The sequence below is a fragment of the Streptomyces sp. NPDC046805 genome (assembly GCF_040645355.1).
GTDB lineage: Bacteria > Actinomycetota > Actinomycetes > Streptomycetales > Streptomycetaceae > Streptomyces.
In genome coordinates, this window is record NZ_JBEYYC010000034.1 from 14,649 (window position 1) to 39,221 (window position 24,573).

Here is a 24,573-nt window from a genome sequence, read left to right on the forward strand (position 1 = left end):
TGGGTGGCGATGAGGGCGTCTCACTCTACATTCAGGTGCGCATGTGTGCACATGTTTGGGTGCGCACCTGCCGTCTTTCAAAGGTGATCGCGGCCGGTCGGGGCTTTACCCTGTCCTCATGGCTGCACGCGACACGGTCTCATCTGCATCTCATACGCATCTGCGGGTCCCGGACGGAGCCCGGCTGGCGGAGGCGACCGAGGTGTTCGCGATGCTGTCCGACACGACCCGGCTGCACCTGTTGTGGCTGCTCGCCCAAGGAGAGTCCGACGTCGGCTCGTTGACCGAACAGTGCGGCGCGTCCCGCACGGCCGTCAGCCAGCACCTGGCCAAGCTGCGCCTCGCGGGGCTGGTGAACACCCGGCGCGAGGGACGGCACATCCACTACAGCCTGCGCGACGGGCACCTGCGGCGCCTGGTGATGGAAGCGCTCAGCCACGCGGACCACCGCGTCAGCGGTCAGGCTCCACACGACTGAGCCGGCCTTGGCGGCGTCGATACCGCAGTACCCAGGGCTGGGTGGGCCGGCCGGTGCTCTCCGACAGTGACCCGTGAAGATCCGTGCCGCACGGCAGTTGCTCGAGGCGATCCAGGCGTCGGGTCCGTCCGGTGACCCATGCGGAGAGGACCAGAGCGGAGGACGCGGAGATCACGCCGCCGAAGACCAGGGTGGAGCGGGCGCCGAAGGCGTCGGCGACCATGCCGACCAGGGGGGCGCCGACGGGAGTGCCGCCGAGCAGGACGAGGAAGTAGACGGACAGCACGCGCCCGCGCAGGTGCGGGTCGGCGCGAAGCTGTGTCAGGGCGTTGGCGAGGGTGGTCACGGTCACCGCGGCGTAGCCGGTCGGGACGAGCAGCGCGAGGAACGCGGCGTATCCGGGCATCAGGCCCAGCGTGGCCTCCAGCGCCCCGAAGACGACCGTCGCGGTGACCAGGCGCCGCGCCGTGGGAGGTTGCCCGCGGTCGGCCACGCGGATTGCGCCGACCAGGCTGCCCACGGCGTAGGCGGACGAGAGGTAGCCGAAGGCGGCGACGCCGGAGTGGAAGACCGTCATCGCCACGAGGGAGATGGTGACCTGGAAGTTGAGTCCGAAGGTGCCGACGCAGGCGATGAGCGTGATCGGCAGCAGCAGGTCCGGGCTCGCGGTGATGTGGCGGAAGGCGTCCGACAGCCGCGTGCCGTCGTGCCGACGGCGGACCGTCACGGCGGACTCGTCGGTACGGATGGTGAGCAGGCCGTACAGGATCGCCAGGTACGAGGCGGCGTTGATGAGGAACACCGGGCCGGTTCCGGCGACGGCTACGGTCAGGCCCGCGAGGGCGGGGCCGAGGATGCGGGCGACGTTGAACTGGGCGGCGTTCAGACTGACGGCGGCGCCCAGTTGCTCCTTGGCGACCAGCTCGGAGATGAAGGCGTTGCGGGCTGGGCTGTCCACGGCGGTGGCGGTGCCGAGCGCGAAGGCCAGCGCGTAAACGGACCCGAGCGTCACCGCCCCGGTGACGGTCAGGACGCCGAGCAGCAGGGACTGTACTGCCATGGCCGTCTGGGTGATCAGCAGCAGTCGGCGCCTGGGGAAGCGGTCGGCGATGACGCCGCCGGTCAGGCCGAACAGGGTCTGGGGCAGGAACTGCAGTGCGGTCACGATACCGACGGCGCTGCCGCTGTTGCCGGTGAGGTGCAGGACCAGCAGGTCCTGGGCGGCACGCAGCATCCATGTGCCCACGTTGGAGGTCAGCTGACCGAGCAGGTAGCGGCGGAAGTCGCGGACGCCGAGGGTGATGAGCACCGCACGCGGGGCCCGCTCGCCACGGGACGCGCGGATACGGAGGCCATATCGCACGCTCATGGCGCCTGGAGAGCACGCATGCCCGCCACGGACATCTCCGCACGCTCGACCGCCTCCGCATCGTCGATCCGCGGATCGTCGACGTGATGGAAGGTCGGGTGCGGGTGCATGAGGAACTCATGGTGGGAGATGTTCCAGGCGTAGGCGCCCGCCATGGCGAACGCGATCCAGTCGCCGACCCGCAGCCGCTCCACCCGTACATGGCGGGCCAGGACGTCCTTGGGTGTGCACAACTGCCCGACCAGCGTGACCGGTTGGTCCCGCACTTCTGGGCGCTCCCAGGGCTGCCGCCAGGAGTCGTCGGGGATGACCTCGAAGGGGTGGTCGTGCTGTTTGGCGGCGGGGGTGCGCAGATGGTGGGTGCCGCCGCGCAGCACGGCGAACGCCTCACCACGGCTGGACTTCACATCCAGGACCTGGGTGACGTACCAGCCGCAGTACGCGGTGACGGAGCGGCCGGGCTCGATCCTCACCGTCAACCGGGGGTCCCGGAGCAGGGTCCGGCGCAGTCCGGCGCCGAAGGCGGCCCAGTCGAACCGGTGGTGCGGGCGGGCGTAGTCGACGCCCATGCCGCCGCCGACATTGACCTCCGTCAGGTCGAGCCTCCGTGTGTGGGCCCAGTCGCCTGCCCAGGCCAAGATCTGTTGGATCAGGGCCAGTTGGTCGGTGGCCTGAAGCCCGCTGGCCAGATGGACATGAAGCCCGCGCAGCCGGATGCGCCGGTCGGCGGCGATGACCGCCAGGCACCGGTCCAACTGTGCGGGGTCCATCCCGAACGGGCTGGGCCGGCCGCCCATGGCGAGGGCGACGGATGCGAGGGCGACCGGCAGGTTGACGCGCAGCAGGACATCGGCGGTGCGCTCCCCCAGCACGCTCGTGAGCAGGCGCAACTCGTGTTCACTTTCGACGTGCAGGCGTTGTACGCCCTCCTTCAGCGCCTGGTCGAGCTCGGCCGGGGTCTTGCCGGGACCGCCGAAGGCGACCGGAATTTCGGGGAAGTGGGCGCGGACATGGCCCAGTTCGCCGCCCGAGGCCACCTCGAACCCGTCCACGTACGCGGCCAGGGCCTGCAGCAGCCACGGGTCGGAGTTGGCCTTCGCCGCGTACAGCAGCTCCACGCGATCCGGGAGCGCGGCCCGGATCGCGTGGACGTGCGCGCGCAAGGCCGGCAGATCGTAGACGTAGGCGGGCAGTTCGTCGGCGGTCAACCCGTTGATGTGAGCGCGCAGTTGGGCCCTCACTGGGTCACCTCGCGGAGGAAGTCGGCGCCGAGCGGGCTGGGCAGCGGCACGTAGGTGGCGTGCCGGTCGGCCTGACGGGCCCAGCGCAGAAGGAGGTTGGCCTTGGCGGGCAGCGGTACGCCCGACAGCAGGGCGCGCAGCCGTGGCGGTTCGCCGGCGGTGTGGGCGTAGGCGTCGAGGTGGTCGCGGACCAGGCCCCACAGGGCCGGCTCCAGTTCCGGCCGCAAGTCCGCGAGCGCGCCGAGAAGTTCGGCGGTGTGGTTGACGAGCAGGCAGTAGGCGACGCGGTTCCAGCCGCGTTCGGCGTCGTAGGTGAGCGCCGTGCGAACGTCCTCGGGCAGAGCAGCCAGGGAGCGCCAGTGGTGGGTGGGCAGGAGCTTGGTGCCCTCCAGGTCGCGGAAGAGCATCTGGGCCGGCGTTCCGTCGGCGCGCACACCGACGACGACGTTCTGCAGATGGGGTTCCAGGACGACGCCGTATTCGAAGTACGCGGCCAGCACCGGCGGCAGCAGCAGCCCCAAGTAGGCGTCCCACCAGGCGAGTACGTCTCCTTCACCACGGGCGAGGAGGTGTGAGACGTGGGCGGTGCCGGTGGGGTACTCGTCCGCGATCGCGGCGGCGAGCAGAGGGGTCACGCCGGGCCGCAGGTGGGGGTGAAGCCCGGAGCGGACGATGACGGCGAGCCCCTCCAGCAGATCGGTGTCGTCGTCGATGTCGAGCGTGCGGTAGCCGGGCTCGGCCAGCAGGGCGCATCCGGAGAAGCGGTCGGCGAATCCGGCGATGACGGGCTGGACGATGCGGTTGAGGGCGACGGCACCGGAGAGTTCATACCGCGCGTGTTTGCGGAGGCAGTTGGTGAGCCGGACGTTCAGGCTGAACTTCAGGAAGGTGTCGGCGTCCGGCTGGTACAGCGTGCGCACGGACGCCGTCGGCACCGACTGCGGCCCGCTCACGCCCATGTCGACGATGTCGCCGGCCGCCATGGCGGCACGCAGCGGGGGGTGGTCGCTCAGCAGCCGGTACTGCCAGGGGTGCACCGGCAGGGTCACGAACCCGGGGTCGGCCACCGGACACAGGGCGTCCAGCTCGCGCAGGTCGCCTTCCTGACGGACCAGAGGGCGGCGTACGGCGAGATGGCGCAGCGAGAAGCGGGCGCCGGTTTCCGGCCCGTACGCCAGCCAGTCCTTCGGATCACCCGTGCGGGCCTTGGGGGTGGGATGGAAGCGATGGCCGAAGACCAGCGACTGTTCCGAAGCCACATACGCATCGGCCTGCGGGGCGGAGTGCGCCCGCTGCTCCAGAGCCGTGCGGATGGTCTCGCGGCTGTCGGCGACCTGGTCGAGGAACTCGTCGTTGGTGATGCCGGTGCGCAGCTCCAGTTCGTCCTGGACGTACCGGGCCAGCTCCCGCCAGTCGACCGTCGCCCAGGCGTCGCCGTCCAGCCGCTGGACCGGTCCCTGGAAGCGGTGGGCGCCGATCAGCGACACCCGGCGCAGCCGGACGCGCAGAAGAAGGTCACGACGGGGCAGGCGCAGCAGCAGGTGGTCCTCATCGACCGTCACCTGGTGCTCGGGGGCGGACGCCTCGCGGATCAGGCAGTTGAGCAGCGTGTGGGTGGTGACGGCGTCGGCGGTCCGCGCAGGCCGCTCCGTCGGCGGGGTGGTGATGACAGTGGGGGTGGTGGTCATGCCGGGTCTCCAGTGCGTGGGGGGGGCGGTGGCCGCATCCGGTGCTGTGCGCCGGTCAGCTCCGCCGCGCGAGCGGGTTGGGGACGGGAGTCCACTGCGCCTTGCCCGGGTCGTCGGCCAGGCGCATCGCGACGGTCGCCTTCAGCGGCAGCGCGTCGCCGAAGAACGCCGCCGCGTCCCCGTCGTCCGGCAGTTCGGCGTACACGCGGCGGCCGGCCTCGGCCACCGCCGCCCACAGCGCCTCCGGTTCGATGGACCGGGTACGGGAAAGGACATCGACGAGTTCGCTGAAGACGCCGCTGAGCAGGCCGCCGAACAGCTTGGTGCGCAGTGCCTCCACGTCGTCCCCGGCGCGCGTGCCGGCCAGGGGCGGCAGTGTGAAACCCCATCGGGCCAGCCTGCGCGGGCTGACCCGCACCCCGTCCAGGTCCCGGTACAGCACGCGCACCGGCCGCCCGTCCCGCAGCACGACGAGCGTGTTCTGGCCATGGGCCTCCAGTGCCACGCCCATGGACAGCAGCGTGAGCGCGGGCGGCAGCACCTGCCCGGCGAAGTCCGCCATCCAGCGCACCGGATCGCCGGTCACCATCGCGGCTCCGGTCGCGTGGACCGCGGTGAGCGGCACGGCGATCTCCCCGGCATCGAGGTGGCACTCTGGAGACTCCCGGATCATCGCCGCGAGGCTTGCGGACGCCTCACCGCCCACTCGTACCGAACCGCCGCCCAGCTCGCGCAGGACCCGCAGGCTGCTGCCGTACCCGGCCTTGTCGATGACGGCCGAGACCAGATCCGACAGGGGCGGACCGTCGGCGACCTCGGCCGGGGAGATGGTGCGCCGGTAGTTGGTGACCTGCACGTCGAGCGCCGTCTTGACGTGGCAGCCCGGCAGTTCGTCCAGGGGCGCGAGAGTGCGGAGCGACAGCAGCGGCCGGGCCGCGATCGTCCTCCGCGCCGCGACGAGATCCGGGTGGTGTACGAGGACGTGGTCCCGCTGCCAGGGATGCACCGGCATCAGGACCGTGTCGCCGTCCCGCAGCGCCTTCGGCCAGGTGCCGGCGCCCTGCCATCGGTCGGCCGGGACCGCGAGGAGCGCCAGCTCCAGCAGGGGGTGGTGCTCGGGCGCGTACGCCAGGATGTCGGTCACCGACATGCCGGTACGGGTCCGGCAGCACGGGTGCTGCGGGTGGCCGTCGATCACCGCCTGCTCGGCGTCGGCCGAATCCTGGATCCGTCCGGTGCCTTCGGCGTTCGCGGCGCGGGCCAGCGCCAGGTTGACCACGCTGTTGTCGAGCTCGGCCGCCAGCCGCCGCGCGGCCGGGCTTCGCAGCCCCAGCTCCGCCAGCAGCTCGGCCGGGCCGCCGATCCGCCCGGTCGGCCCGGTCACGGTGAAGTGGTCGGGCACCTGGGCGAACCGCCGGGCACAGGACTCGGCCGCGACGAGCCGGCCGCCCTGCCGCAGGGTGACCACCAGGGTGTCCGCCTTCTTCCGTCGGCCGGTCACACCGGGCAGGGGCTCTCGCGCGAAGGCCCCCCAGAGTCGGCCGAGCACGGCGGCGCGCGCCCCCGGGAGCGCGGCAGTGAACGGCTCCACCAGATCCGCGCGGACGCGGCGCAGTTCGTCGATCGTGCTGGTCTGGGACATCATCACCGTCCTGGCATGGCGAAGAAGAGCGGATTCACGAAAAGTGCGGAGGTTCGGCAGGATGCGGTGCCTGCAGACACGGAGGGCGCGGCGTGCTCCTGTGGGATCCGGCCGCACCTCGACACTAGGAGGCGGCGATCAAGCGCATTGCCAGCGCAGATACAGCGGGCCCCGACAGATGATCAAGGGTTCGTCCGCTCTTCCTGGAGTGAAGCTGCTCTCCGTACGCGCGGGCCGGCCGGTGACGACCGTCGGATTCCCGGGGGCAGATCGCGTCGGATCCGCAAGGGGCCGTGCATGCCGGCAGACGTCAAGCTCCTTGGTGGTGAGGGGCGTTGCCCGTCCTCCGCGGGCCTGCTTCGACCCGTCACGCCGCGCACCGGGCCGCGGGCTTCTTAACCCTCTCTTCACCGCACGCTGGCCATGTCCTTGCTTTCTCCGTGACACCCCGCCCCGCTGCTCCACCGTCCGGGGCGAGCCCCGTCCTTCGACCGTCGATCCGCAGGCCCCGCGCATCGTCACCGGGCCAGCCCGAAAGGATCACTGACTCGGGGGAGCCCACGGCGATTGCGCTGCACGACGGACCGGAGGTTTGTGAGCCTGTCGGCATGCGCGTCTTGCTGATCGAGGACGACGACCGGGTGGCCGGACCGTTGATGGAGGGCCTGCGCCGCTTCGGGTTCGCCGTGGAGCACGCCCGGACCGGGGCCGCCGGGCTGTCCGCGCCGGAACCGGCGATGGTGCTGCTGGACCTGGGGCTGCCCGACATGGACGGCATCGACGTCTGCCGGGCCCTGCGGGCCCGCTCCCCCGTGCCGATCATCATGATCACCGCCAGGGACGACGAGGTCGACCGGGTGCTCGGCCTGGAGCTGGGCGCGGACGACTATGTGTCCAAGCCGTTCGGCGTACGGGAACTGGTGGCCCGGATCCGCGCCGTCACCCGCCGCGCCCGGCCCGGGGCCCTCGGCGCGGGCCCGGAGACGGGAGCCGGCGGCGCGGGTGGGACACCCGGCGCCCAGCGAATCGGCGCCCTGGCCATCGACCGCCGTACCCGCCAGGTCCATCTGCACGGGTCGCCGATCGCACTGGCACCCAAGGAGTTCGACCTGCTCACCTGCCTCGCCGAAGACCCGGGAGCCGTCTGCTCCCGCCGGCAGATCCTGGACACCGCGTGGGAACCCCACTACTTCGGCCCCACCAAGACCCTCGACGTCCACATCGCCGCGCTGCGCCGCAAACTCGGCGACTCCTCCTGGATCGAGAACATCCGCGGCATCGGCTTTCGTCTGGTCCCGCCGAGCGCACCCCATGCCGCCTCCACACCACCACCCGGACCCTGCGTGGGAGGCGCTCGGTGAACCGTCGCCTGCTGCTCAGCCACCTCAGCCTCATACTGCTCGTCCTGCTCGCCCTCGAAGTGCCGTTCGGCCTCGTCTACGCCCGCAGCGAGCAATCTCGCTTCGCCAGCACGGCGGAACAGGGCGCGATGACGCTCGCCGAGGTCTGTGAGGACAAGGTCGAACGGGGGCTGGCCACCGATCTGCCGGAATTCGCCCGCAACTACGCCCGGCGCACCGGCAGCCGCGTGATCGTCACCGACCGAAGAGGTGTCGTCATGACCGACACCACCAGGGCCACCACCGCCGGCACCGACCTGTCCGCCGAGCCGGACATCGCCACCGCACTGCACGGCGGGCCCACGACCGGGACCCGCACCGACCCGGCCTCGTACGGTGGGACGCTGTTCGCCACCGCGCCCGGCGGCTCCGGCAACGCGATCCTCTGCGCCGTACGGACCCTCTACCCCCTTGCCGCCGTCGCCCGGAAGGAGCGCGCCATGTGGACGGCGCTCGCCGTCGTGGGGCTGGGAGTACTGGCCGCGGTCACTCTGATCGGGTTCACGCTCGCCCGTTCCATCACCCGCCCCGTCAGGGCCCTGGAGCGCGCCACCGCGCAACTGTCGGACGGCCGCCTCACCGACCCGCCGGCCACCGATCGCGGGCCGCCCGAACTACGCCGTCTCGCCGCCTCCTTCACCCGCGCCGCAACCCGGCTCCAGCACCTGCTCCGCGCCCAGCAGGCGTTCGCCTCCGAGGCATCGCACCAGCTGAAGACCCCGCTCACCGCCTTGCGCCTGCGTCTGGAGAACTTCGAGCCTCACCTCGCCCCCTGCGCACAGGACAGCCTCGACGAGGCGATCTGCGAAGTGGAGCGGCTCAGCCGCATGGTCCAGGGGCTGCTGGCCCTGGCCCGGTCGGAGAACGCGGCGATCACACCGGAGGCCGTCGACCTCGACGCCGTCGTCGCCGACCGCGCGGCGATCTGGGCGGCGTTCGCCGGGGAACAGCACGTCGACATCGCCGTGGCCGGGGCGAAGGCCGGCCCCGTGTGGGCGGTACCCGGCGCGCTCGAGCAGATCATCGACAACCTGCTCTCCAACGCGCTGCGCGTGTCCCCACCCGGAACCGCCATCACCCTGGCCGCTCGCACCACTCCCGGCGACGGCGGCCGCACACCGCCCGTGGTCGAGCTGCATGTCACCGACGAGGGCCCCGGCATGACCGAAGCGGAACGGCAGCGCGCCTTCGACCGGTTCTGGCGCGCGGCGGACGCCCACCACGACGGGACCGGCCTGGGCCTGACCATGGTCCAGCAACTCACCCGTGCCAGCGGCGGCGAGATCGCCCTCGACGCCGCACCGCGCAGCGGCCTCGACGCCGTCGTCCGCCTCCGTCCCGCCCGGGCCTCGGCCACCCGGAACGGCTCGGCTGCCCTCCCCGAGATCCCGCCCCCGCACCTCTGCTCCACGGACAGCAACCGATCCATGATCGAAGGCTCCCCTGGCAGACAGCCATGAGGTCAGGCGAAGGCCGCGCACGCGACAGCCGAGGCTGCCCGCAGTGTCGGGGACTCCGGCCTCTTGGGACACCCCCGGCTGCGCGGCGTCGACGACATGCTCAGGCATCGCCGGGGAGCAGGTGCTGGTGGACCTGGCGGAAGGACCACTTGCCGCGGGCGTGCGTGAAGACCCAGACCAGGTCGAAACGGTCCGGCCACGCGTCGGGTACGCCGGTGTCGGCCGCGCCGAGGCCCTCGACGATGTCGGAGATACGGCTGTGCTGCCAGCAGATCAGCACCGGTTCGGGGGCAGCGACGGCAGCCTTGGCCAGGGCGGCCTCCTGGGACTCGGCGAAGGTCGTATTGAGGGTGATGCCCATCTGGTGGGCCAGCGGTGTCGCGGTCTGCCGCATCCGGTGGCCGCCGGCCAGCGGGCCCTTGTCCGTGGCGGCATAGATGGTCCTGGGGCGCATCAGGCCGGGGACGAGGGACCGGCCCCTCGGCGGATCGAACAGCTTCGGCAACGCCCGGGCCCGGGCCCAGCCGCGCCGGGTGAGGGAGTGGGGATCCCGCCGACCGTGCTCGTCGTAGCCGAGCCGGCTTCCGTCGGGCTTCTCACCATGGCGGATCACCATGATGGTGGTGTCGAGCTTCGAACCCGCCAGGTGGAGGGGGTCGGAGTCGCCCACGAGTCCGCACCCCGCGAGCACCACCGGCCCCGCCGCCAGCCCGGCCAGCAGCCGACGTCGGCTCATCGCCGGTACACGGTCCCCAACTTGCTGCCCCGACACGCGAAACCCTCCTGTACCCCGTAATGGCTGTCATGGTGCGGGGAACCGTACGGTCTCTTCGTAAAAGCGCCCTTCATGAAGGCGCCCTTCATATTCGAGGCCGGGAATGCGGGGCCCTTCTCGGGTACGGGACGCAGGTCCTCGGCCTCGGTTCATCGAGCCCGCGGCCTTTCACGACCCTCGATCCGGCGGTTTCAGAAGGCCCGGTCGAGGTAGCCGGAGGGCGTGAGAAGAGCCGGGAATCCTCTGCCGAGGGGCTGATCCACGTGACTGATCAGGGAAAGAAGATCAAGGGCATGGCCCAGGAGATCAAGGGCAGGACCGAGGAATTCGTCGGTCGTGCCATCGGCGACGAGAAGATGCGCGCCAAGGGCGCGGGCGACCGCATGGCGGGCAAGACCCTTCAGGCAGCCGGTGAGGCGGGCCAGAAGGTGCGTGGGACGGCGGAAGAGGCCAAGGGCAAGGCCGAGGAGATGAAGGGCAGGGCCCGCAAGAACATGTGAGGGCGGCCGACGCCGGCCCACCGGGTCCGGACGGTTCGCACGGCCGCACGGAGTGACCGACCGCTGCACGAAGCTGTACGGCGGCAGGGGGGTCGTTGCGCGCATCTGGTCCGTCTCCAGACGGGCCCGCGCGAGGCCTGGCGAGACCCGCGACGGAATGACGTCGCTGACCGAGACGCTCGGGGCCCCGATCCGGGGCCTGGAAGCCACGCGGCCAGGTGCCGGCCGGCGTGGTGTGACCGCGCAGGGCGCGTGAGGCGCGGCGCCCGGCTGGGCACTCGGGGCACACCTGGCTGGGTCATTCGTCCGGAAGGAGGCGGCCATGGCCATCCGGCACCAACTCGTCGAACGCGAACCGGCCGCGGTGTGGAACGTCCTGAGAGACCCGTCCCGGTACGCGGACTGGGTCGTGGGCACGTCCGAGTCGGCTCCCCGCACGGGCCGCTGGCCCGAAGTCGGCTCATCGCTCGCCTACACGGTGAAGCTCGGCCCCAAGAGCGTCGAGGGATACACGGTCGTACGCCGTCTCGAGCATCCGCGGTACCTCGAACTGGAAGCGCACACCAGCCTCGGCACGGCGCGCATCGCGTTCGACATCCGCCCCTGGGGCGAGGAGACGCTCCTCATCGTGGACGAGCATCCGCTGCGCGGGCTCGGCGGCACCCTGCACAACACGGTTCTGGAGACCGCGATCCAGTTCCGCCATCGCGACATGCTCCGGCGTCTCGCCCGGCTGGTCGAGCGGCTGAACCCGCCGACGGAGCCGGGGTCCGCGGATGCCCGGCCGTCCTCCGTCACCGGGGAGGCGGGCCGTGAGTGACGCCCTGGTGATCGGCGCCGGGCCGAACGGCCTGGTGGCGGCCAACATCCTCGCCGACCACGGATGGTCCGTGGAGGTGCTCGAAGCCCAGGACACCCCGGGCGGAGCCGTCCGCAGCGACCGCGGGCTCCATCCCGACTACGTCAACGACCACTGCAGCTCCTTCTACCCACTGGCCGCGGCCTCCCCGGTCATCGACCGCCTGGACCTCGGGCACGAGGGACTGCGCTGGTCCCACGCGCCGCACGTGCTGGCCCACCCGCTGCCCGACGGGCGCTGCGCCGTCCTCGACCGGGACCGGGAGGTCACCGCGGACAGCCTGGACGGCTTCGCCGAAGGGGACGGGCAGTCGTGGCGCGAGCAGTGCCGGACCTGGGAGCGGGCCGGAGCGGGCCTGCTCGCCGCGCTCTTCGCCCCCATGCCGCCCCTGAAGGGCCCGGTGTCGCTGGGGCTGCGGCTGCGCGCCGGAGGCGCGCTGCGGCTGGCGCGCAGGATGCTGCTTCCCGTACGGCGGCTCGGCGAGGAGGAGTTCGACGGTGAGGGCGGACGGCTGCTGCTCGCGGGCAACGCCCTGCACGCCGACCTCGGCCCGGAGGCCGCCGGGAGCGGAGGCTTCGGCTGGCTGCTGGCGATGCTCGGTCAGACGTACGGCTTCCCCGTCCCCGTCGGCGGCGCGAGTGCCCTCACCGACGCGCTCGTACGCCGCCTGGAGCGCCGGGGCGGCAGCGTCCGCTGCGGTGAGCGGGTGACCGAGGTCGTCGTCGCCGGTGGCCGGGCCGTCGGCGTGCGCACGGCCGACGGCGAGTCGATCCCGGTCCGGCGGGCCGTCCTCGCGGATGTGTCCGCACCCGATCTGTACGGCCGGCTCGTCGCCCCGGACCATCTGCCGGAGCGCGTGCGTCAGGACCTGCGGCGCTTCCAGTGGGACTTCGCCACGTTCAAGGTCGACTGGGCCCTCGACGGGCCGGTGCCCTGGACCGCCGGCAAGACGGCGGGCGCGGGCACCGTCCATATCGCCGACGACGTGGACGACCTCACCCGGTTCGCCGCGCAGATCGCCATGGGACTCGTCCCGGACCGGCCGTTCCTGCTGCTGGGACAGATGACCACCGCCGATCCCACGCGCTCCCCGGACGGCACCGAGTCCGCCTGGGCCTACACCCACCTGCCCCGCGACATACGGGGCGACGCCGCCGACGACGGCCTCACCGGAACCTGGGACCAGTCCGAGCGGGAGACCATGGCGGACCGGATCGAGCGGCGGGTCGAGCAGTACGCCCCGGGGTTCCGCGACCGCATCGTGAGCCGGCGCATCCTCGCGCCGACCACCTTCCAGGCCGAGGACGCCAACCTGGACGCCGGTGCCATCAACGGCGGCACGACCAGTCTCCACCAGCAGGCGGTCTTCCGTCCCGTCCCCGGTACGGGCCGTCCCGAGACACCGATCCACGGCCTGTACCTCGCCTCCGCCTCCGCCCATCCCGGCGGCGGCGTGCACGGCGCGCCCGGCGCCAACGCCGCGCACGCGGCACTGTGCGCCCACCGCCCCGTCACCCGCCTGCTCGCGGGCGTCCACCGGTCGCTGGCGCGATGACAGCCGGGGAGGGAGCGCTTGAGCCGGACGCGGACCGGTGGGGCGCGTGGCCTTGGGTACCCGGCAGGGAAGCGCGATGACAGCGCCCTGCCCGTGCGTGGAAGGGAGTCGACATGACCAGGAACGTGCGCGACATCATGACCAGTGCTCCGACAGCCGTGGAGGCGAGCGCGTCGGTGGCCTCGGTGGCCGGGATCATGCGCGACCAGAGCATCGACGTCGTCCTGGTGATGGACGAGGACGAAGCGATGGGGCTGGTCAGCGACCGGGACCTGGTGGTCGGTGCCGTCGCCGACGGGGCCGACCCGCGCCAGATGACCGTCGCCCAGGTGGTGCGGGGAGACCTGCTCACCGTCGACGCGGACGACGACGTCACGCATGCCGCCGGCGCGATGCGCGAGCACGAGGCCCGGCGGGTCGCGGTGGTCGAGGACGGTGAGCTCGTGGGCCTGCTCTGCCTCGACGATCCGGCCGTCCAGGGGCAGATCGGAAGCATCACGTCGCCGACGCCGGACCTGTACGGAAGCCCTGGACCCAGCGCCTGACCGCAGGACCGTACGTACGACACCGAGACAGGAGAGGAGAGCCGACCGATCATGCGTATCGCTTTCCTGACCGCGCCCGAGGGCGTCGAACAGGTGGAACTCACCCAGCCCTGGCAGGCGGCCGTGGACGCCGGGCACGAACCTGTCCTGGTGTCGACCGAGTCCGGCGAGATCCAGGCCTTCAACCACCTCGACAAGGCGGACACGTTCCGGGTGGACGAGGTCGTCGGAGAGGCGTCCGCCGACTCCTTCGACGGCCTGGTGCTGCCGGGCGGCGTCGCCAACCCGGACTTCCTGAGGACGGACGACAAGGCCGTCGCCTTCGTGAAGGAGTTCTTCGAGCGGGGCCGGCCGGTGGCCGCGATCTGCCACGCGCCGTGGGTGCTCGTCGAGGCGGACGCGGTGCGGGGCCGTGAGCTGACCTCGTGGCCGAGCCTTCGGACCGACATCCGCAACGCGGGCGGCACCTGGGTCGACGAGCAGGTCAAGGTCTGCGACCACGGGCCGGGCAAGCTGGTCACCAGCCGCAAGCCGGGCGACCTGAAGGCGTTCTGCGAAACATATATGGACGTGTTCCAGGAGGAGGCGGCAGAGCGATGACCACCAGCCCCGATCCCAAGGACGAACAGCTCGAGACGTACCGCGCCGCGGACCCCGCCTCGGGACCGCTCACCACCGACCAGGCGGTGGAGGTCGACCACACCGACGACTCGCTGGCCGCCGGTGAGCGCGGGCCGACGCTGATGGAGGACTTCCACGCCCGGGAGAAGCTCACCCACTTCGACCACGAGCGCATCCCGGAGCGGGTCGTGCACGCGCGTGGCTCGGGCGCATACGGCTACTTCGAACCCTACGAGTCCTGCGCCGAGTTCACCCGCGCGGCCTTCCTCCAGGATCCCGGCGTGCGGACGCCGGTCTTCGTGCGGTTCTCGACCGTGCAGGGGCCGCGCGGCTCGGCCGACACGGTGCGGGACGTACGCGGCTTCGCCACCAAGTTCTATACCGAGGACGGCAATTACGACCTCGTCGGCAACAACTTCCCCGTCTTCTTCATCCAGGACGGCATCAAGTTCCCGGACTTCGTGCACGCGGTGAAGCCGGAGCCGCAGAACGAGATCCCGACGGGTGCCTCCGCGCACGACACCTTCTGGGACTTCGTCTCCCTCCAGCCGGAGACCCTGCACGCCGTCATGTGGCTGATGTCGGACCGGGCGATCCCGCGCAGCTTCCGCATGATGCAGGGCTTCGGGGTGCACACCTTCCGGTTCGTGAACGCCGACGGGCGCGGCACGTTCGTGAAGTTCCACTGGAAGCCGCGGCTCGGCGTGCACTCGATGGTGTGGGACGAGGCGCAGGAGTGCCAGGGCCGCGACCCGGACTTCAACCGGCGCGATCTGTGGGACGCGATCGAGGCGGGCGACTTCCCGGAGTGGGAGCTGGGTGTCCAACTCGTGCCGGAGGAGGACGAGTTCGCGTTCGACTTCGATCTGCTGGACGCCACGAAGATCATCCCGGAGGAGCAGGTGCCGGTCCGGCCGATCGGCCGGATGGTCCTCGACCGCAACCCGGAGAACTTCTTCGCCGAGACCGAGCAGGTCGCCTTCCACACCGCCAACGTCGTGCCCGGCATCGACTTCACCAACGACCCGCTGCTCCAAGCCCGCAACTTCTCGTATCTGGACACCCAGTTGATCCGGCTCGGCGGCCCCAACTTCAGTGAGATCCCGGTGAACCGCCCGGTGGCGGACGTACGCAACAACCAGCGCGACGGCTACCACCAGAGCACCATCCACCGGGGCACGAACTACAACCCCAACTCCCTCGGCGGCGGCTGCCCCGCGCCCGCGGGCGCCGACTCCGAGGCGTTCACGCACTACGCGGAGCGCGTCGACGGCGCCAAGATCCGCCGCCGCAGCCCGAGTTTCCAGGACCACTACACCCAGCCCGCGCTGTTCTGGAACAGCATGTCCGACTGGGAGAAACAGCACATCGTGGAGGCCTTCCGGTTCGAGCTCGGCAAGGTCGGGACGCCGGAGGTGCGGGCCCGCACGGTCGAACAACTCGCCTGCGTGGACGGCGAACTGGCGCGTCAGGTGGCGCACGGCATCGGGGTCCCCGAGCCGGCCGACGGCACGCAGACCGCGTCCAAGCAGTCCTCGCCCGCCCTCAGCCTGGAGTCGCTGACCGGAGACGGGTCGATCCGCACCCGGAAGATCGCGGTGCCGGTCGCCGACGGGGTGAACGGCGGCCAGGTCGCGTCGATCCGCGAGGCACTGGAACCGGAGGGCGCGATCGTGGAGGTACTGGCCGCGACGGACGGCACCGTGCCGACGGCCGACGGCGAACCGCTGGAGGTCGACCGCGCGCTCCCGACCGTCGCGTCCGTCCTGTACGACGCGGTCGTCCTCCCCGGCAACGCCGCACACACCTCGCCGCTCAGTGTCGATCCGGACGCCATGCGCTTCGTCCGCGACGCCTACCGGCACGGCAAGCCCGTGGCGGCGCTGGGCAACGGCGTCGACGTACTCGCGGCCCTGGAACCGGAGGGCCTGCGCCTGTCCCTGGAGCCGCACCACCAGGTGACCGACCAGGGCGTGATCACGGACGCCGCCCCCGACCCCGCGAGCGCGGAGTTCGTGAGGGCACTCGCGGCCGCCGTAGCGGCCCACCGCCACTGGGGCCGCCCGGCGCCCCGCTGCTGATCGATTTCCTGCGCCCAAGGCGGCCCCGGTCACCCGCCACCGCGCCGCAGGTCGGCGTCGGTGAGGCCCTCCAGCTCGCCATGGGTGTCGAGCCAGTACAGCATGGCGACCGCGGGAACGACGAGCACGAAGGCGACGAGGGTGACGAACGCCAGCCAGCGCAGTGTGGTGTGCGCGCCCGCGCCCTCGGCGACGGTCAGCGACGTCGGGACGAGGTAGGGGCGCTGCGCCATGCCCCAGGCGATGACGGCCGACGCGACCACGCCGACCGCCGAGATCCGGGACCAGACTCCGGAGGGGCGTGTCAGCAGCCATGCGGTGGCGAGCGTGGCCAGCGCCGCGATGACGAGGAAGACGAGACCCACACCGTGGGTGAGTCCGTGCCACACATGCGGCGCGTCCCCGTGGGTGACGAACAGGGTGATCACAGCGAGCACGACGACGACGGCGAGGGCGCCCAGGGCCCGCCGCCGGAAGTACCGGTCGAGGTCCGGAGCGGAGAACCGCCGGGCGTCCGCGGCGAGGAAGACGCCCCCGAGCGTCGCCGTGGCCGCGATGGCGAGCAGACCGAACAGCAGCGACGTCGGATTGGCCCAGGCGTCGGTCGACGCCGTCGTCGTGGACGTCACCCGCCCCGAGGCCACTCCCCCGATCGCGGCACCGAGGAAGAACGGGGTCAGCAGCGAGGAGACGGCGAAGACCGCTCCGTACAGGCGCCGTCCGGCCAGCCGCCGGACGGGCTTGCGCAGGGCGAAGCCGGCGCCGCGCAGCACGATGCCGACGGCGGCCAGCGCCAGGGGCAGCCACATGGTGGTGAACACCTGCTGGAAGAAGACGGGGAAACCCGTCCCCGTGATGACCAGCACGAAGATCAGCCAGACGTTGTTGACCTCCCAGACGGGCTCCATCGCATGGTCGATCAGCCGGCGCGGGCGCTCGCCACGCTGCGCTCCGCCCGCGGCCAGATCCCAGAAGCCGGCGCCGTAGTCGGTGCCTCCGCCGCAGGCATAGGCGGCGATCGCGACCAGCAGGACGACGGCGATGACCCCGGCGATCACGGTCGGCTCCCGGCGGAGCGCGGCCCGTACGGCGTGTCCGTCTCCGGTGTCTCCTTCGGTGGCCGCTGTCCGCCCGCCTGGTCGGCGAGCCGCCAGCGGGTGCGCATCTTCAGCAGCACCGTGAGGAGCGACCCGAAGACGAAGACGTACACGACGACGATCACGCCGAACATGGCCCACAGACCGCCGGCCCGCGTGGCCGTCACGGCCTCCGCGACCCGCATGTTCTGGTACACGATCCACGGCTGGCGGCCCACTTCGGTGGTGATCCAGCCGCACTCGACGGCGACGACGGAGGCGACGCCGGACACGGCCGCGCACCGGAAGAACCAGGGGCTGGCGGGCATCCTGCGGCGCAGCAGCCACATCGCCGCGTACCAGAGCGCGAGCAGCACCAGCAGGGAGCCGATCCCGACCATGGTGTCGAAGGTCCAGTGGGCGATGGTGGCCTGGGTGGGGGTCGGCCGGTCACTCGCGGGCACCGAGGTCAGCCCGGTCACCTCGGTGTCCGCGTGGAACCCGGCGAGGATGGAGTCGAGCTGCGGAATCCTGATGCCGCCGGAGATGGCACCGTCCGGATGCAGCCGGCCGTACAGGTACTCCGGCTGGTGGGTGTCGGTCTTCCAGACGATCTCCATGGCGGCGAACTTCACCGGCTGCTTGTGGAAGACCTGCCGGGCGATGGAGTCGCCGAGCACGAACTGCACGGGGGTGAACACAGCGGCGAGCGTGAAGGGGATCGTGAAGCCCAGCCGGTGGTAACGGTCCCGGCGGCCGCGCAGCCACCCGACGGCGTAGACGCCGGCCACGACGTAGCCCGCCGTCACGAGCATCGCCACGACGAAGTGCCAGTACTCCGGGCCGAACATGGGGGTGAAGATCGCCTTCCAGATCTTCACGTCGACCGGGTTGCCGGCGGAGTCGAGGGTGAAGCCCCGCGGTGTGTTCATCCACGAGTTGGCGGCCAGGATGCCGAAGGCGCCGAGCAGCGCCGCGAGCGGCAGGGGCAGTCCGAGCAGGAAGTGGGTCCGGGAGGACAGCCTTCGCCAGCCGTAGAGGTAGATGGCGATGAGGACGGCTTCCAGGAAGAACGCCCACGCCTCGACACCGAACCCGATGCCGAAGACATCGCCCCAGCGGCCCATCATGCGCGGCCACAGCAGCCCGAACTCGAAGGACAGCACCGTGCCGGTGACGACGCCGATCGCGAACTGGACCGCCATGACGGCGGACCACCGCCGGGCCAGCAGCAGGGCGGTCGCGTCGCCACGACGCAGACCGTAGCCGTGCGTGATGAGCGTGATCAGCGGCAGTGCCACGCCCAGGGGCACCAGGATGATGTGGGAGGCCAGGGTGAAGGCCATCATCGATCTGGCCGGCAGCGTTTGCGGCGGTGCGTCCGTCAGCAGCAGGACCGTGTGCATGGGATGCCTCTCCGGGGCCGGCGCGGGCGGGGTGGTCAGCCGCCGGTGGCAAAACCCGGGAAGAGCGTCATCCCGCCGTCGACATAGAGGGTCGTGCCCACGACGTAGTCCATGAGGTCGGACGCGAGACCGACGACGGCGTAGGCGATGTCCTCGGGGTCGCCGATCCGCCTGTAGGGGATCAGCCGCATGAGGTCCTCCTGCGCGTCCGGCGTCTCCCAGGCGCTGCGGTTGATGGGGGTCTTGATGGCTCCGGGGGCGACCGCGTTCACCCGGATCCGTTTCGGGGCGAGTTCCTGGGCCAGGGTCGCCATCATCATCTGTACGCCGCCCTTGGACGCGGCGTAGTTGACGTGACCGGCCCACGGGATGAGCTGGTGCACCGAGCTCATGCAGATGATCTTCCCGGCCGCGCGCGACACCTCGGGGACGACGCCGCGACGCAAGAACTCCTTGGTCGCCTCACGGGCACAGAGGAACTGCCCGGTGAGGTTGACGTCCAGGACCTTCTGCCACTGGGCGGTGGTCATCTCCGTGCACGAGGCGTCCCGCTGCAGTCCCGCGTTGGCGACCAGGATGTCGATCGTGCCGAACTCCTGGACCATCCGGTCCATCATGGCGACGACCTGGTCCTCGTCGGACACGTCCGCCTCGTAGGCGGACGCCCGGACCCCGAAACCGGTGATCTCCTCGACCACCTTCTCGGCCTCCTCGCGGCCGGCCACGTAGTTCACCATCACATCGGCCCCGGCCCGGCCGAGCGCGACGGCCGTCGCCTTGCCGATTCCGGAGTTCGCGCCGGTCACGAGTGCCTTCTGACCCCTCAGCAGATGGGCGGGGATCACGCCCTTGGGTGCGCCCTCGGTGGAACTCACGATGTCCTGCTCCTCCACTGCGTGCCCGCCTCTGCCGGGCACGTCGCCCGGAGGTCCAGCCATCAGACAAGCATCGGAGAGGGGCGGCTGCCTACCGGAGCGGGCCTCGCTGCGCCGCCCGGCTGAGGGTCTTCGCCCGGCCGGGCCTCCTGGCGCCGGCGGACGGTCAGTCCAGCCGCTCCAGCAGGTGATCGCCCACGCGGAGGGCGTTCGCCATGGCCGTCAGGGACGGATTGACCGCGCCGATGCTCGGGAAGAAGCTGGTGTCGACCACGTAGAGGTTGTCCAGGTCGTGGGCCTTGCAGTTGACGTCCAGGGCCGAGGACGCACGGTCGGTGCCGAAGCGCACCGTGCCGGCCTGGTGTGCGGTGGCACCGATCGGCATGCCCTTGTGCAGGTAGATGCTCCGGGACAGCAAACGGTGCTCGTGCATGCCCAGATGGCCGAGCATCTGCTGCAGTTTGTGCCGCAGGCGCTTCAGAGCGGCGATGTTGTTGCCCTCGTCGAGCGTGAGTCGGACACGGCCGTCGTCCTCCAGGGTCACCCGATTCTCCGGCCGCGGCAGGTCCTCTCCGCACAGCCAGAAGTCGACGGCGTGATGGGCCAGGACCTCGAACGGCATGTCCGGCGCCACCGCTCCGGCCCAGCGCGGAGCCTCGCCGTGGATCTGCTCGGCGTCCGATTTGCCGAGCATCTGGATCCCGCCGAGGGGGTAGTCCCAGTCGTCCGCGCCCAGGTACCAGTCGTGCAGGGCGAGCGTCTTCTGGAACTGGGTGTCGTTGGGCTCCTTCGAAACGGCCATCAACGCGAGGTTGTTGTGGCGCATGTAGTGGCGGCCGACGACGTCCGAGCTGTTCGCCAGCCCTTGCGGATGCCGGTCACTGGCGGAAGCGAGCAGCAGGAGCGCGGAGTTCACGGCCCCGCACGACACGACCACGATGTCGGCGGAGAACCGGGCTTCCTCCCCTGGCAGTTGGACGACGACGGTGGTGACGCTGCGCCCGGCGGCGTCGGTCTCCAGCCGTGTCACCCGGGCGTTGGTGATCATCTCCACGTTCGGGTAACGCAGTGCCGGCTCCACGCAGATCACCTGAGCGTCCGACTTGGCGCGGACCAGACAGGGGAAACCGTCCACCCGGTTGCAGCGGATGCAGACGCTGGAGTGGGTGGCCCGGCCGTCCTCGTCCTGGGTCAGGTTGACCCCGATCGGCAGATGGAAGGGGTGCAGTCCCTGCTTCTCCAGGTCGCGGCTCAACTCCTCGATGCGCGGCTCGTGTTCGACCGGCGGATAGGCGTACTGTGCACTGCTCGGCCCTTCCCAGGGGTCCTCGCCGTGCCGGCCGTGCACCAGGTAGAGGTGCTCCGCCTGCGTGTAGTACGGCTCCAGATCGTCGTAATCGACGGGCCAGGCGGGAGAGATGCCGTCGTGGTGGCGCAGTTCGCCGAAGTCCTCGGGGCGCAGCCGGAACAGCGCCGCACCGTAGAACTTGGTGTTCCCGCCGACGTAGTAATTCACCTCGGGCGGGAACTCGTTGCCGTGTCTGTCCAGCCAGAACTCGGGAGCCCGGTACTTGCCCTTCACGAACACGGCCGTCGAGTCCCAGTTGTCGCGTTCGCGCGGTAGGTAGTCGCCGCGTTCGAGGATGAGGACCCGCTTACCGGACGGGGCGAGGCGGTGGGCCAGTGTGCCGCCGCCGGCACCGCTGCCGATGACGATGACGTCGTACCGCGGCAGGGCGTCCACGCCAACCACCGTCCTTGCTCGCGTGGTCTGGGGCCGTTGCGGGTCTCCTCTTCTTCGAACGTACGCGCCGTACGACGGTGCGGCACCTGGAACGGCTGCGCACCCGGACGGTCAAAGAACGGCGATCGGGTTCACCGGAGAGCCGGTCGCCGCCGGCAGCCGCAACGGGGCGACCACACACAGGAAGTGCCAGCGTCCCTGTTGTTCGCACACGGGCACCAGTTCCTCGAAGTCCAGGTAGTCCAGCAGATACAGCCCCATGGCGTTGACGGCCAGCACATGCACCGGGAACGCGACCTCGGCCACCGCGCTGGACGCGGCGTCGCTGTTGCCGTCCGATCCCAGGACCGACACGCGCCGCTCGGCCACGAAGCGCATCGCCGTCGGATGCAGGCCCGCCCGCGCCCGCGTCACGTCCCAGGCGCCGACGGTCCGCCGCCGCAGGCGGTGCCCCACGCGCACGAACAGCAGATCACCCGGTCCGGCGGTGGTCCCCTGGGCGGCCTCGGCCGCGACGAGGTCCTCGGCACCGACCTGATCGCCGGGATCGAGCCACGGCACACCGCGCAGGCGCGGGATGTCCAGGAGGACTCCACGGCCGACGATGCCGTCGCGCACCAGATCGAGGGTGAGCGCCTCGGCGCCGTCCGGCGTCACGGTGCTCGCCGGGACGCCGCCGTACAGCTCGCCGTCGAAAATCACGTGGCACAGCGCGTCGAGGTGGCTGTCGACGTCGCCGTGCACGTTCATGGCGAAGCGGTCGCGCGCGAAGTGAAGCCCGTGCTCGACGGTCTCCCGGCGCGTCGGCGCCGTCATGCGGTGGGACGCGGGCTCCGGATCGTCCGGGCCGGACCGGGTCTCGACGGGCGCGGCCAGCGACACGGTGCGTCCGCACCGGACCTCGGCGGCGGCCGCCACCACGCGCTCGGGCGTCAGCCGGTCCAGCGCGCCGCGCCGCCGGTCCCCGCCCTCCAGGGCCTGGTCCCGCAGCCGGCGGTACAGATCACGGAAGGCCGCTTCGGACAGGGGGTGCGGTGTCGGTATGGGCGAGGGTGCGGGCCGCTGGTGCGAGGTCATCGGGAGCTCCTCCGGACGCTTCGTCAGAGGCGGACGACGACGAGGGCGATGTCGTCACGGGCACCGTGGCTGACTCCCAGGCGGTCCAGCAGGGTGGAGGCGAGAGCGTCCGGGTTCAGCCCCCTGCACTGGACGAGCGTGCCGGTCAGGCGGGCCAGGCCGGTGTAGATGTCCTCGTCAGGGCGCTCGATGAGGCCGTCGGTATACAGGACGAGCGTGTCGCCGGCGTGATAGCTGATGCCGGCCTGGGGGCGCGGGACGTGCTCGGGCCGGGCGCCGAGCGGCGGGTCGGTGGCCTGGTCCAGCAGGTCGAAGGTGCCGTCGGAGTGCAGCAGGACCGGCGGAGGATGACCGGCGCTGGAATAGATGATCAGCCGGGAACGGTGGTCTACCAACGCGGTCACCGCAGTGGTGGCCAGCGCACCGTCCACGGAGCGGGCGTAGAGGCCGAGGACCTCCAGTGCCTGGGCGGGGCCGGGCACCGCACGACTGGCGGCGGACAGTGCGCTGCGGAGCATGCCCATGACGGTGGCGGCCTCCAGACCGTGGCCGACCACATCACCGACCGCGACGGTGAAGCGGCCGTCCGGCAGATCGACGGCGTCATACCAGTCTCCGCACACGTTCAGCGAGCCGATCGCGGGCAGGTAACGCACCGCCACGTCCGGATGCCGGGCCAGATCCGGGGAGTGGAGCATGGCCTCCTGCAGGGTGATGGCGACCTGCCGCTCGCGAGTGTGGGCGCGACGCAACTCCTCGTTCAGCCGCTGCAGCTCTGTGGCTCGTTCGTACAGCTCGGCCTCCATGACCTCTTCGCGCTCGCTCAGAGGTTCGGAGAAGTGATGACCGCGGGCGCGGCGGGCCCGGATGAAGGCGGTCACGTCCTCGACCCGGTGGATGAGCCAGGAGACGTTGTTGTCCGGCCCGAGCACGGGCGCGTTGACCGGGGACCACCAGCGCTCCTCGAACACTCCCGGCCTGCCTGGGACGGGGATGTCGTACTTCTGGACGGCCATGACATCCGGCTCTCGCGTGGTCAGGACCCGCTCGAACGAGGCCGACAGATTCTGCATCCCATCCGAGTCCGGGTCGTCGGGGTTGTCGGGAAAGGCGTCGAAGACGTACTGCCCCACCAGATCGGAACGAGCGCGCCCGGTCGCCCGGCAGTACGCCTCATTGGCGCCGACGATCATCAGGTCCGGGGAGAGCACCAGATAGGGGCTGGGCGTGGCAGCGAACAGCGCGGAGTAGTCGACCTCCTTGGTGGCCGCCTCTGTCGTTCCGTTCGCCGGGCTGTCCACCCTTTCACTTTAAGAGTGGGCCCGTGGGATCGCCTGGGCTGCCCGCAGGACCACGCCGCGCACGGCGCTGCCGGACGCAGGGCCGCTACGCCCGAGTCGGCCGCACGTCCCGCCTTCTCGTCGGACGCCTGCCGGGCGGACAGAACCAGAATCGGCACGCGGCTCCAGCCTCGCAGGCCCTTGCTCCCCAGTGGGTCGGACAAGGCCGTCACCTCTTCGCCGCGAGGTCCTCGAGTGCGATGTTGAGTTCGAGGACGTTCACGCGGGGCTCGCCGATGAAGCCCAGAGTCCGGCCCGCCGTGTGGTCCTCGACCAGCTTCTCCACCTGGGTGGCGGGCAGGCCGTTCTCGGCGGCCACGCGGTGGACCTGGAGCGCGGCGTAGGCCGGTGAGATGTCCGGGTCCAGGCCGGAGCCGGAGGAGGTCACCGCGTCGGCGGGAACCTCGGACGCCCTGACGGTGTGGCCGGGCACCGAGTTGTCCTTGACGACGGCGGCCTTGGCGTCCTCGACCTGCTGGATCAACTGCTTGTTGTCGGCGGCGAGGTTGGTGGCACCGGACAGCAGCAGCTTGTACCGCGTGTTGACGCTGTTGGTGCCGAGGCCGTTCGCCGGGCGGCCCTGGAACCACTTCAGGTCGGCGTCCGGGTTCTGCCGGCCCTTCTTCGGCGGAAGGTCGTACGACTGCCCGATCAGGGACGAGCCCACCACCCTGCCGCCCGCCGTGATCGCCGAGCCGTTCGCCTTGTCGTGGAACAGCCCTTGGGCGATGCCGGTCACGACCAGCGGATAGATGACGCCCGTCACCAGGGTCAGCACCAGGAGGGCTCGCAGACCGGCCCCGAGCAACCGGGCGGTGTTCGTCACGGAGTTGTTCATGGT

The 24,573-nt window shown here is 71.1% G+C and carries 21 protein-coding genes and 1 pseudogene; 9 read left to right on the forward strand and 13 right to left on the reverse strand.

The features are described 5' to 3' along the window. Nucleotides 1-118: 118 nt before the first annotated feature. Nucleotides 119-478 (forward strand): metalloregulator ArsR/SmtB family transcription factor, encoded by a 360-nt coding sequence (locus tag ABZ910_RS29855; RefSeq protein WP_361370892.1) that lies wholly within the window; start codon nucleotides 119-121, stop codon nucleotides 476-478. Here ABZ910_RS29855 and ABZ910_RS29860 read toward each other — a convergent pair. The 4 genes from ABZ910_RS29860 to ABZ910_RS29875 are packed head-to-tail and all read right to left on the reverse strand — an operon-like array spanning nucleotide 453 to nucleotide 6,418. Then, on the reverse strand, nucleotides 453-1,847 hold the full coding sequence (locus ABZ910_RS29860) for an MFS transporter (protein WP_361370895.1): 1,395 nt from the start codon (nucleotides 1,845-1,847) through the stop codon (nucleotides 453-455). The two genes, ABZ910_RS29855 and ABZ910_RS29860, sit on opposite strands and share 26 nt — an antisense overlap. Beyond that, nucleotides 1,844-3,088 carry a type III PLP-dependent enzyme gene (locus ABZ910_RS29865; protein ID WP_361370897.1) on the reverse strand — a complete coding sequence of 415 codons (1,245 nt, stop codon included), beginning with the start codon at nucleotides 3,086-3,088 and terminating at the stop codon, nucleotides 1,844-1,846. The genes ABZ910_RS29860 and ABZ910_RS29865 overlap by 4 nt, the downstream gene beginning before the upstream one ends. Further along, entirely contained in the window at nucleotides 3,085-4,776 is a 1,692-nt protein-coding gene (locus tag ABZ910_RS29870) for an IucA/IucC family protein (RefSeq protein ID WP_361370900.1), read from the reverse strand. Before ABZ910_RS29870 ends, ABZ910_RS29865 begins: the two co-directional genes overlap by 4 nt. A 55-nt stretch (nucleotides 4,777-4,831) precedes the next feature. After that, a complete protein-coding gene (locus ABZ910_RS29875; RefSeq protein ID WP_361370903.1) occupies nucleotides 4,832-6,418 on the reverse strand; it encodes an IucA/IucC family protein in 1,587 nt (528 codons plus the stop codon). A gap of 608 nt (nucleotides 6,419-7,026) precedes the next feature. Here ABZ910_RS29875 and ABZ910_RS29880 point away from each other — a divergent pair. Together ABZ910_RS29880 and ABZ910_RS29885 are read left to right on the forward strand one after the other, a co-directional pair. Next, the gene (locus ABZ910_RS29880; protein WP_361370905.1) at nucleotides 7,027-7,779 is read left to right on the forward strand and encodes a response regulator transcription factor; all 753 of its coding nucleotides are present in this window, start codon (nucleotides 7,027-7,029) and stop codon (nucleotides 7,777-7,779) included. Continuing rightward, entirely contained in the window at nucleotides 7,776-9,278 is a 1,503-nt protein-coding gene (locus tag ABZ910_RS29885) for a HAMP domain-containing sensor histidine kinase (protein WP_361370908.1), read from the forward strand. The genes ABZ910_RS29880 and ABZ910_RS29885 overlap by 4 nt, the downstream gene beginning before the upstream one ends. A gap of 100 nt (nucleotides 9,279-9,378) precedes the next feature. Here ABZ910_RS29885 and ABZ910_RS29890 read toward each other — a convergent pair whose 3' ends face one another. After that, nucleotides 9,379-10,014: a hypothetical protein gene (locus ABZ910_RS29890; RefSeq protein ID WP_361370911.1), complete on the reverse strand. Its 636-nt coding sequence runs from the start codon at nucleotides 10,012-10,014 to the stop codon at nucleotides 9,379-9,381. 302 nt (nucleotides 10,015-10,316) lie between these two features. On the opposite strand from ABZ910_RS29890, the gene ABZ910_RS29895 reads away from it, so the two are divergent. The 6 genes from ABZ910_RS29895 to ABZ910_RS29920 all read left to right on the forward strand — a co-directional run bounded on the left by ABZ910_RS29895 (nucleotide 10,317) and on the right by ABZ910_RS29920 (nucleotide 16,214). Continuing rightward, entirely contained in the window at nucleotides 10,317-10,553 is a 237-nt protein-coding gene (locus ABZ910_RS29895; protein ID WP_361370914.1) for a CsbD family protein, read from the forward strand. A gap of 322 nt (nucleotides 10,554-10,875) precedes the next feature. Continuing rightward, on the forward strand, nucleotides 10,876-11,373 hold the full coding sequence (locus tag ABZ910_RS29900; RefSeq protein ID WP_361370917.1) for an SRPBCC family protein: 498 nt from the start codon (nucleotides 10,876-10,878) through the stop codon (nucleotides 11,371-11,373). Continuing rightward, the gene (locus ABZ910_RS29905; RefSeq protein ID WP_361370919.1) at nucleotides 11,366-12,967 is read left to right on the forward strand and encodes an NAD(P)/FAD-dependent oxidoreductase; all 1,602 of its coding nucleotides are present in this window, start codon (nucleotides 11,366-11,368) and stop codon (nucleotides 12,965-12,967) included. The genes ABZ910_RS29900 and ABZ910_RS29905 overlap by 8 nt, the downstream gene beginning before the upstream one ends. Before the next feature lie 113 nt (nucleotides 12,968-13,080). After that, entirely contained in the window at nucleotides 13,081-13,512 is a 432-nt protein-coding gene (locus ABZ910_RS29910) for a CBS domain-containing protein (RefSeq protein ID WP_361370922.1), read from the forward strand. A gap of 51 nt (nucleotides 13,513-13,563) precedes the next feature. Then, complete coding sequence (locus tag ABZ910_RS29915; RefSeq protein WP_361370925.1) at nucleotides 13,564-14,112, forward strand: type 1 glutamine amidotransferase domain-containing protein; 549 nt, start codon at nucleotides 13,564-13,566, stop codon at nucleotides 14,110-14,112. After that, entirely contained in the window at nucleotides 14,109-16,214 is a 2,106-nt protein-coding gene (locus ABZ910_RS29920; protein ID WP_361370928.1) for a catalase, read from the forward strand. The genes ABZ910_RS29915 and ABZ910_RS29920 overlap by 4 nt, the downstream gene beginning before the upstream one ends. Nucleotides 16,215-16,243: 29 nt before the next feature. Here the strand turns inward: ABZ910_RS29920 and ABZ910_RS29925 are convergent, their stop codons facing one another. The 8 genes and pseudogenes from ABZ910_RS29925 to ABZ910_RS29960 form a co-directional block, all read right to left on the reverse strand. Then, complete coding sequence (locus ABZ910_RS29925) at nucleotides 16,244-17,272, reverse strand: cytochrome d ubiquinol oxidase subunit II (protein WP_361370930.1); 1,029 nt, start codon at nucleotides 17,270-17,272, stop codon at nucleotides 16,244-16,246. Beyond that, nucleotides 17,269-18,696, reverse strand: a complete 1,428-nt coding sequence (locus ABZ910_RS29930) for a cytochrome ubiquinol oxidase subunit I (RefSeq protein ID WP_361370933.1) — start codon at nucleotides 18,694-18,696, stop codon at nucleotides 17,269-17,271. The genes ABZ910_RS29925 and ABZ910_RS29930 overlap by 4 nt, the downstream gene beginning before the upstream one ends. Before the next feature lie 35 nt (nucleotides 18,697-18,731). Beyond that, nucleotides 18,732-19,571: an SDR family oxidoreductase gene (locus ABZ910_RS29935; RefSeq protein ID WP_361370936.1), complete on the reverse strand. Its 840-nt coding sequence runs from the start codon at nucleotides 19,569-19,571 to the stop codon at nucleotides 18,732-18,734. Nucleotides 19,572-19,737: 166 nt separating this feature from the next. Continuing rightward, nucleotides 19,738-21,315 (reverse strand): GMC family oxidoreductase, encoded by a 1,578-nt coding sequence (locus tag ABZ910_RS29940; protein WP_361370939.1) that lies wholly within the window; start codon nucleotides 21,313-21,315, stop codon nucleotides 19,738-19,740. Nucleotides 21,316-21,426: 111 nt separating this feature from the next. After that, on the reverse strand, nucleotides 21,427-22,392 hold the full coding sequence (locus ABZ910_RS29945; RefSeq protein WP_361370941.1) for a cyclase family protein: 966 nt from the start codon (nucleotides 22,390-22,392) through the stop codon (nucleotides 21,427-21,429). A 23-nt stretch (nucleotides 22,393-22,415) separates the two neighbouring features. Beyond that, nucleotides 22,416-23,693: a SpoIIE family protein phosphatase gene (locus tag ABZ910_RS29950; RefSeq protein ID WP_361370944.1), complete on the reverse strand. Its 1,278-nt coding sequence runs from the start codon at nucleotides 23,691-23,693 to the stop codon at nucleotides 22,416-22,418. Between the two features lie 89 nt (nucleotides 23,694-23,782). Further along, nucleotides 23,783-23,875: pseudogene (locus ABZ910_RS29955) on the reverse strand (DNA-binding response regulator); the annotation flags it as partial. A gap of 26 nt (nucleotides 23,876-23,901) precedes the next feature. After that, nucleotides 23,902-24,570: a potassium-transporting ATPase subunit C gene (locus tag ABZ910_RS29960; protein ID WP_361371083.1), complete on the reverse strand. Its 669-nt coding sequence runs from the start codon at nucleotides 24,568-24,570 to the stop codon at nucleotides 23,902-23,904. Between the last annotated feature and the right edge of the window lie 3 nt (nucleotides 24,571-24,573).

Coding starts and splice junctions, on each gene's coding strand:
- ABZ910_RS29855 (WP_361370892.1), top strand. CDS start 119: ATGGCTGCACGCGACACGGTCTCATCTGCATCTCATACGCATCTGCGG.
- ABZ910_RS29860 (WP_361370895.1), bottom strand. CDS start 1,847: ATGAGCGTGCGATATGGCCTCCGTATCCGCGCGTCCCGTGGCGAGCGG.
- ABZ910_RS29870 (WP_361370900.1), bottom strand. CDS start 4,776: ATGACCACCACCCCCACTGTCATCACCACCCCGCCGACGGAGCGGCCT.
- ABZ910_RS29875 (WP_361370903.1), bottom strand. CDS start 6,418: ATGTCCCAGACCAGCACGATCGACGAACTGCGCCGCGTCCGCGCGGAT.
- ABZ910_RS29880 (WP_361370905.1), top strand. CDS start 7,027: ATGCGCGTCTTGCTGATCGAGGACGACGACCGGGTGGCCGGACCGTTG.
- ABZ910_RS29890 (WP_361370911.1), bottom strand. CDS start 10,014: ATGAGCCGACGTCGGCTGCTGGCCGGGCTGGCGGCGGGGCCGGTGGTG.
- ABZ910_RS29900 (WP_361370917.1), top strand. CDS start 10,876: ATGGCCATCCGGCACCAACTCGTCGAACGCGAACCGGCCGCGGTGTGG.
- ABZ910_RS29910 (WP_361370922.1), top strand. CDS start 13,081: ATGACCAGGAACGTGCGCGACATCATGACCAGTGCTCCGACAGCCGTG.
- ABZ910_RS29915 (WP_361370925.1), top strand. CDS start 13,564: ATGCGTATCGCTTTCCTGACCGCGCCCGAGGGCGTCGAACAGGTGGAA.
- ABZ910_RS29920 (WP_361370928.1), top strand. CDS start 14,109: ATGACCACCAGCCCCGATCCCAAGGACGAACAGCTCGAGACGTACCGC.
- ABZ910_RS29930 (WP_361370933.1), bottom strand. CDS start 18,696: ATGCACACGGTCCTGCTGCTGACGGACGCACCGCCGCAAACGCTGCCG.
- ABZ910_RS29945 (WP_361370941.1), bottom strand. CDS start 22,392: ATGACCTCGCACCAGCGGCCCGCACCCTCGCCCATACCGACACCGCAC.
- ABZ910_RS29960 (WP_361371083.1), bottom strand. CDS start 24,570: ATGAACAACTCCGTGACGAACACCGCCCGGTTGCTCGGGGCCGGTCTG.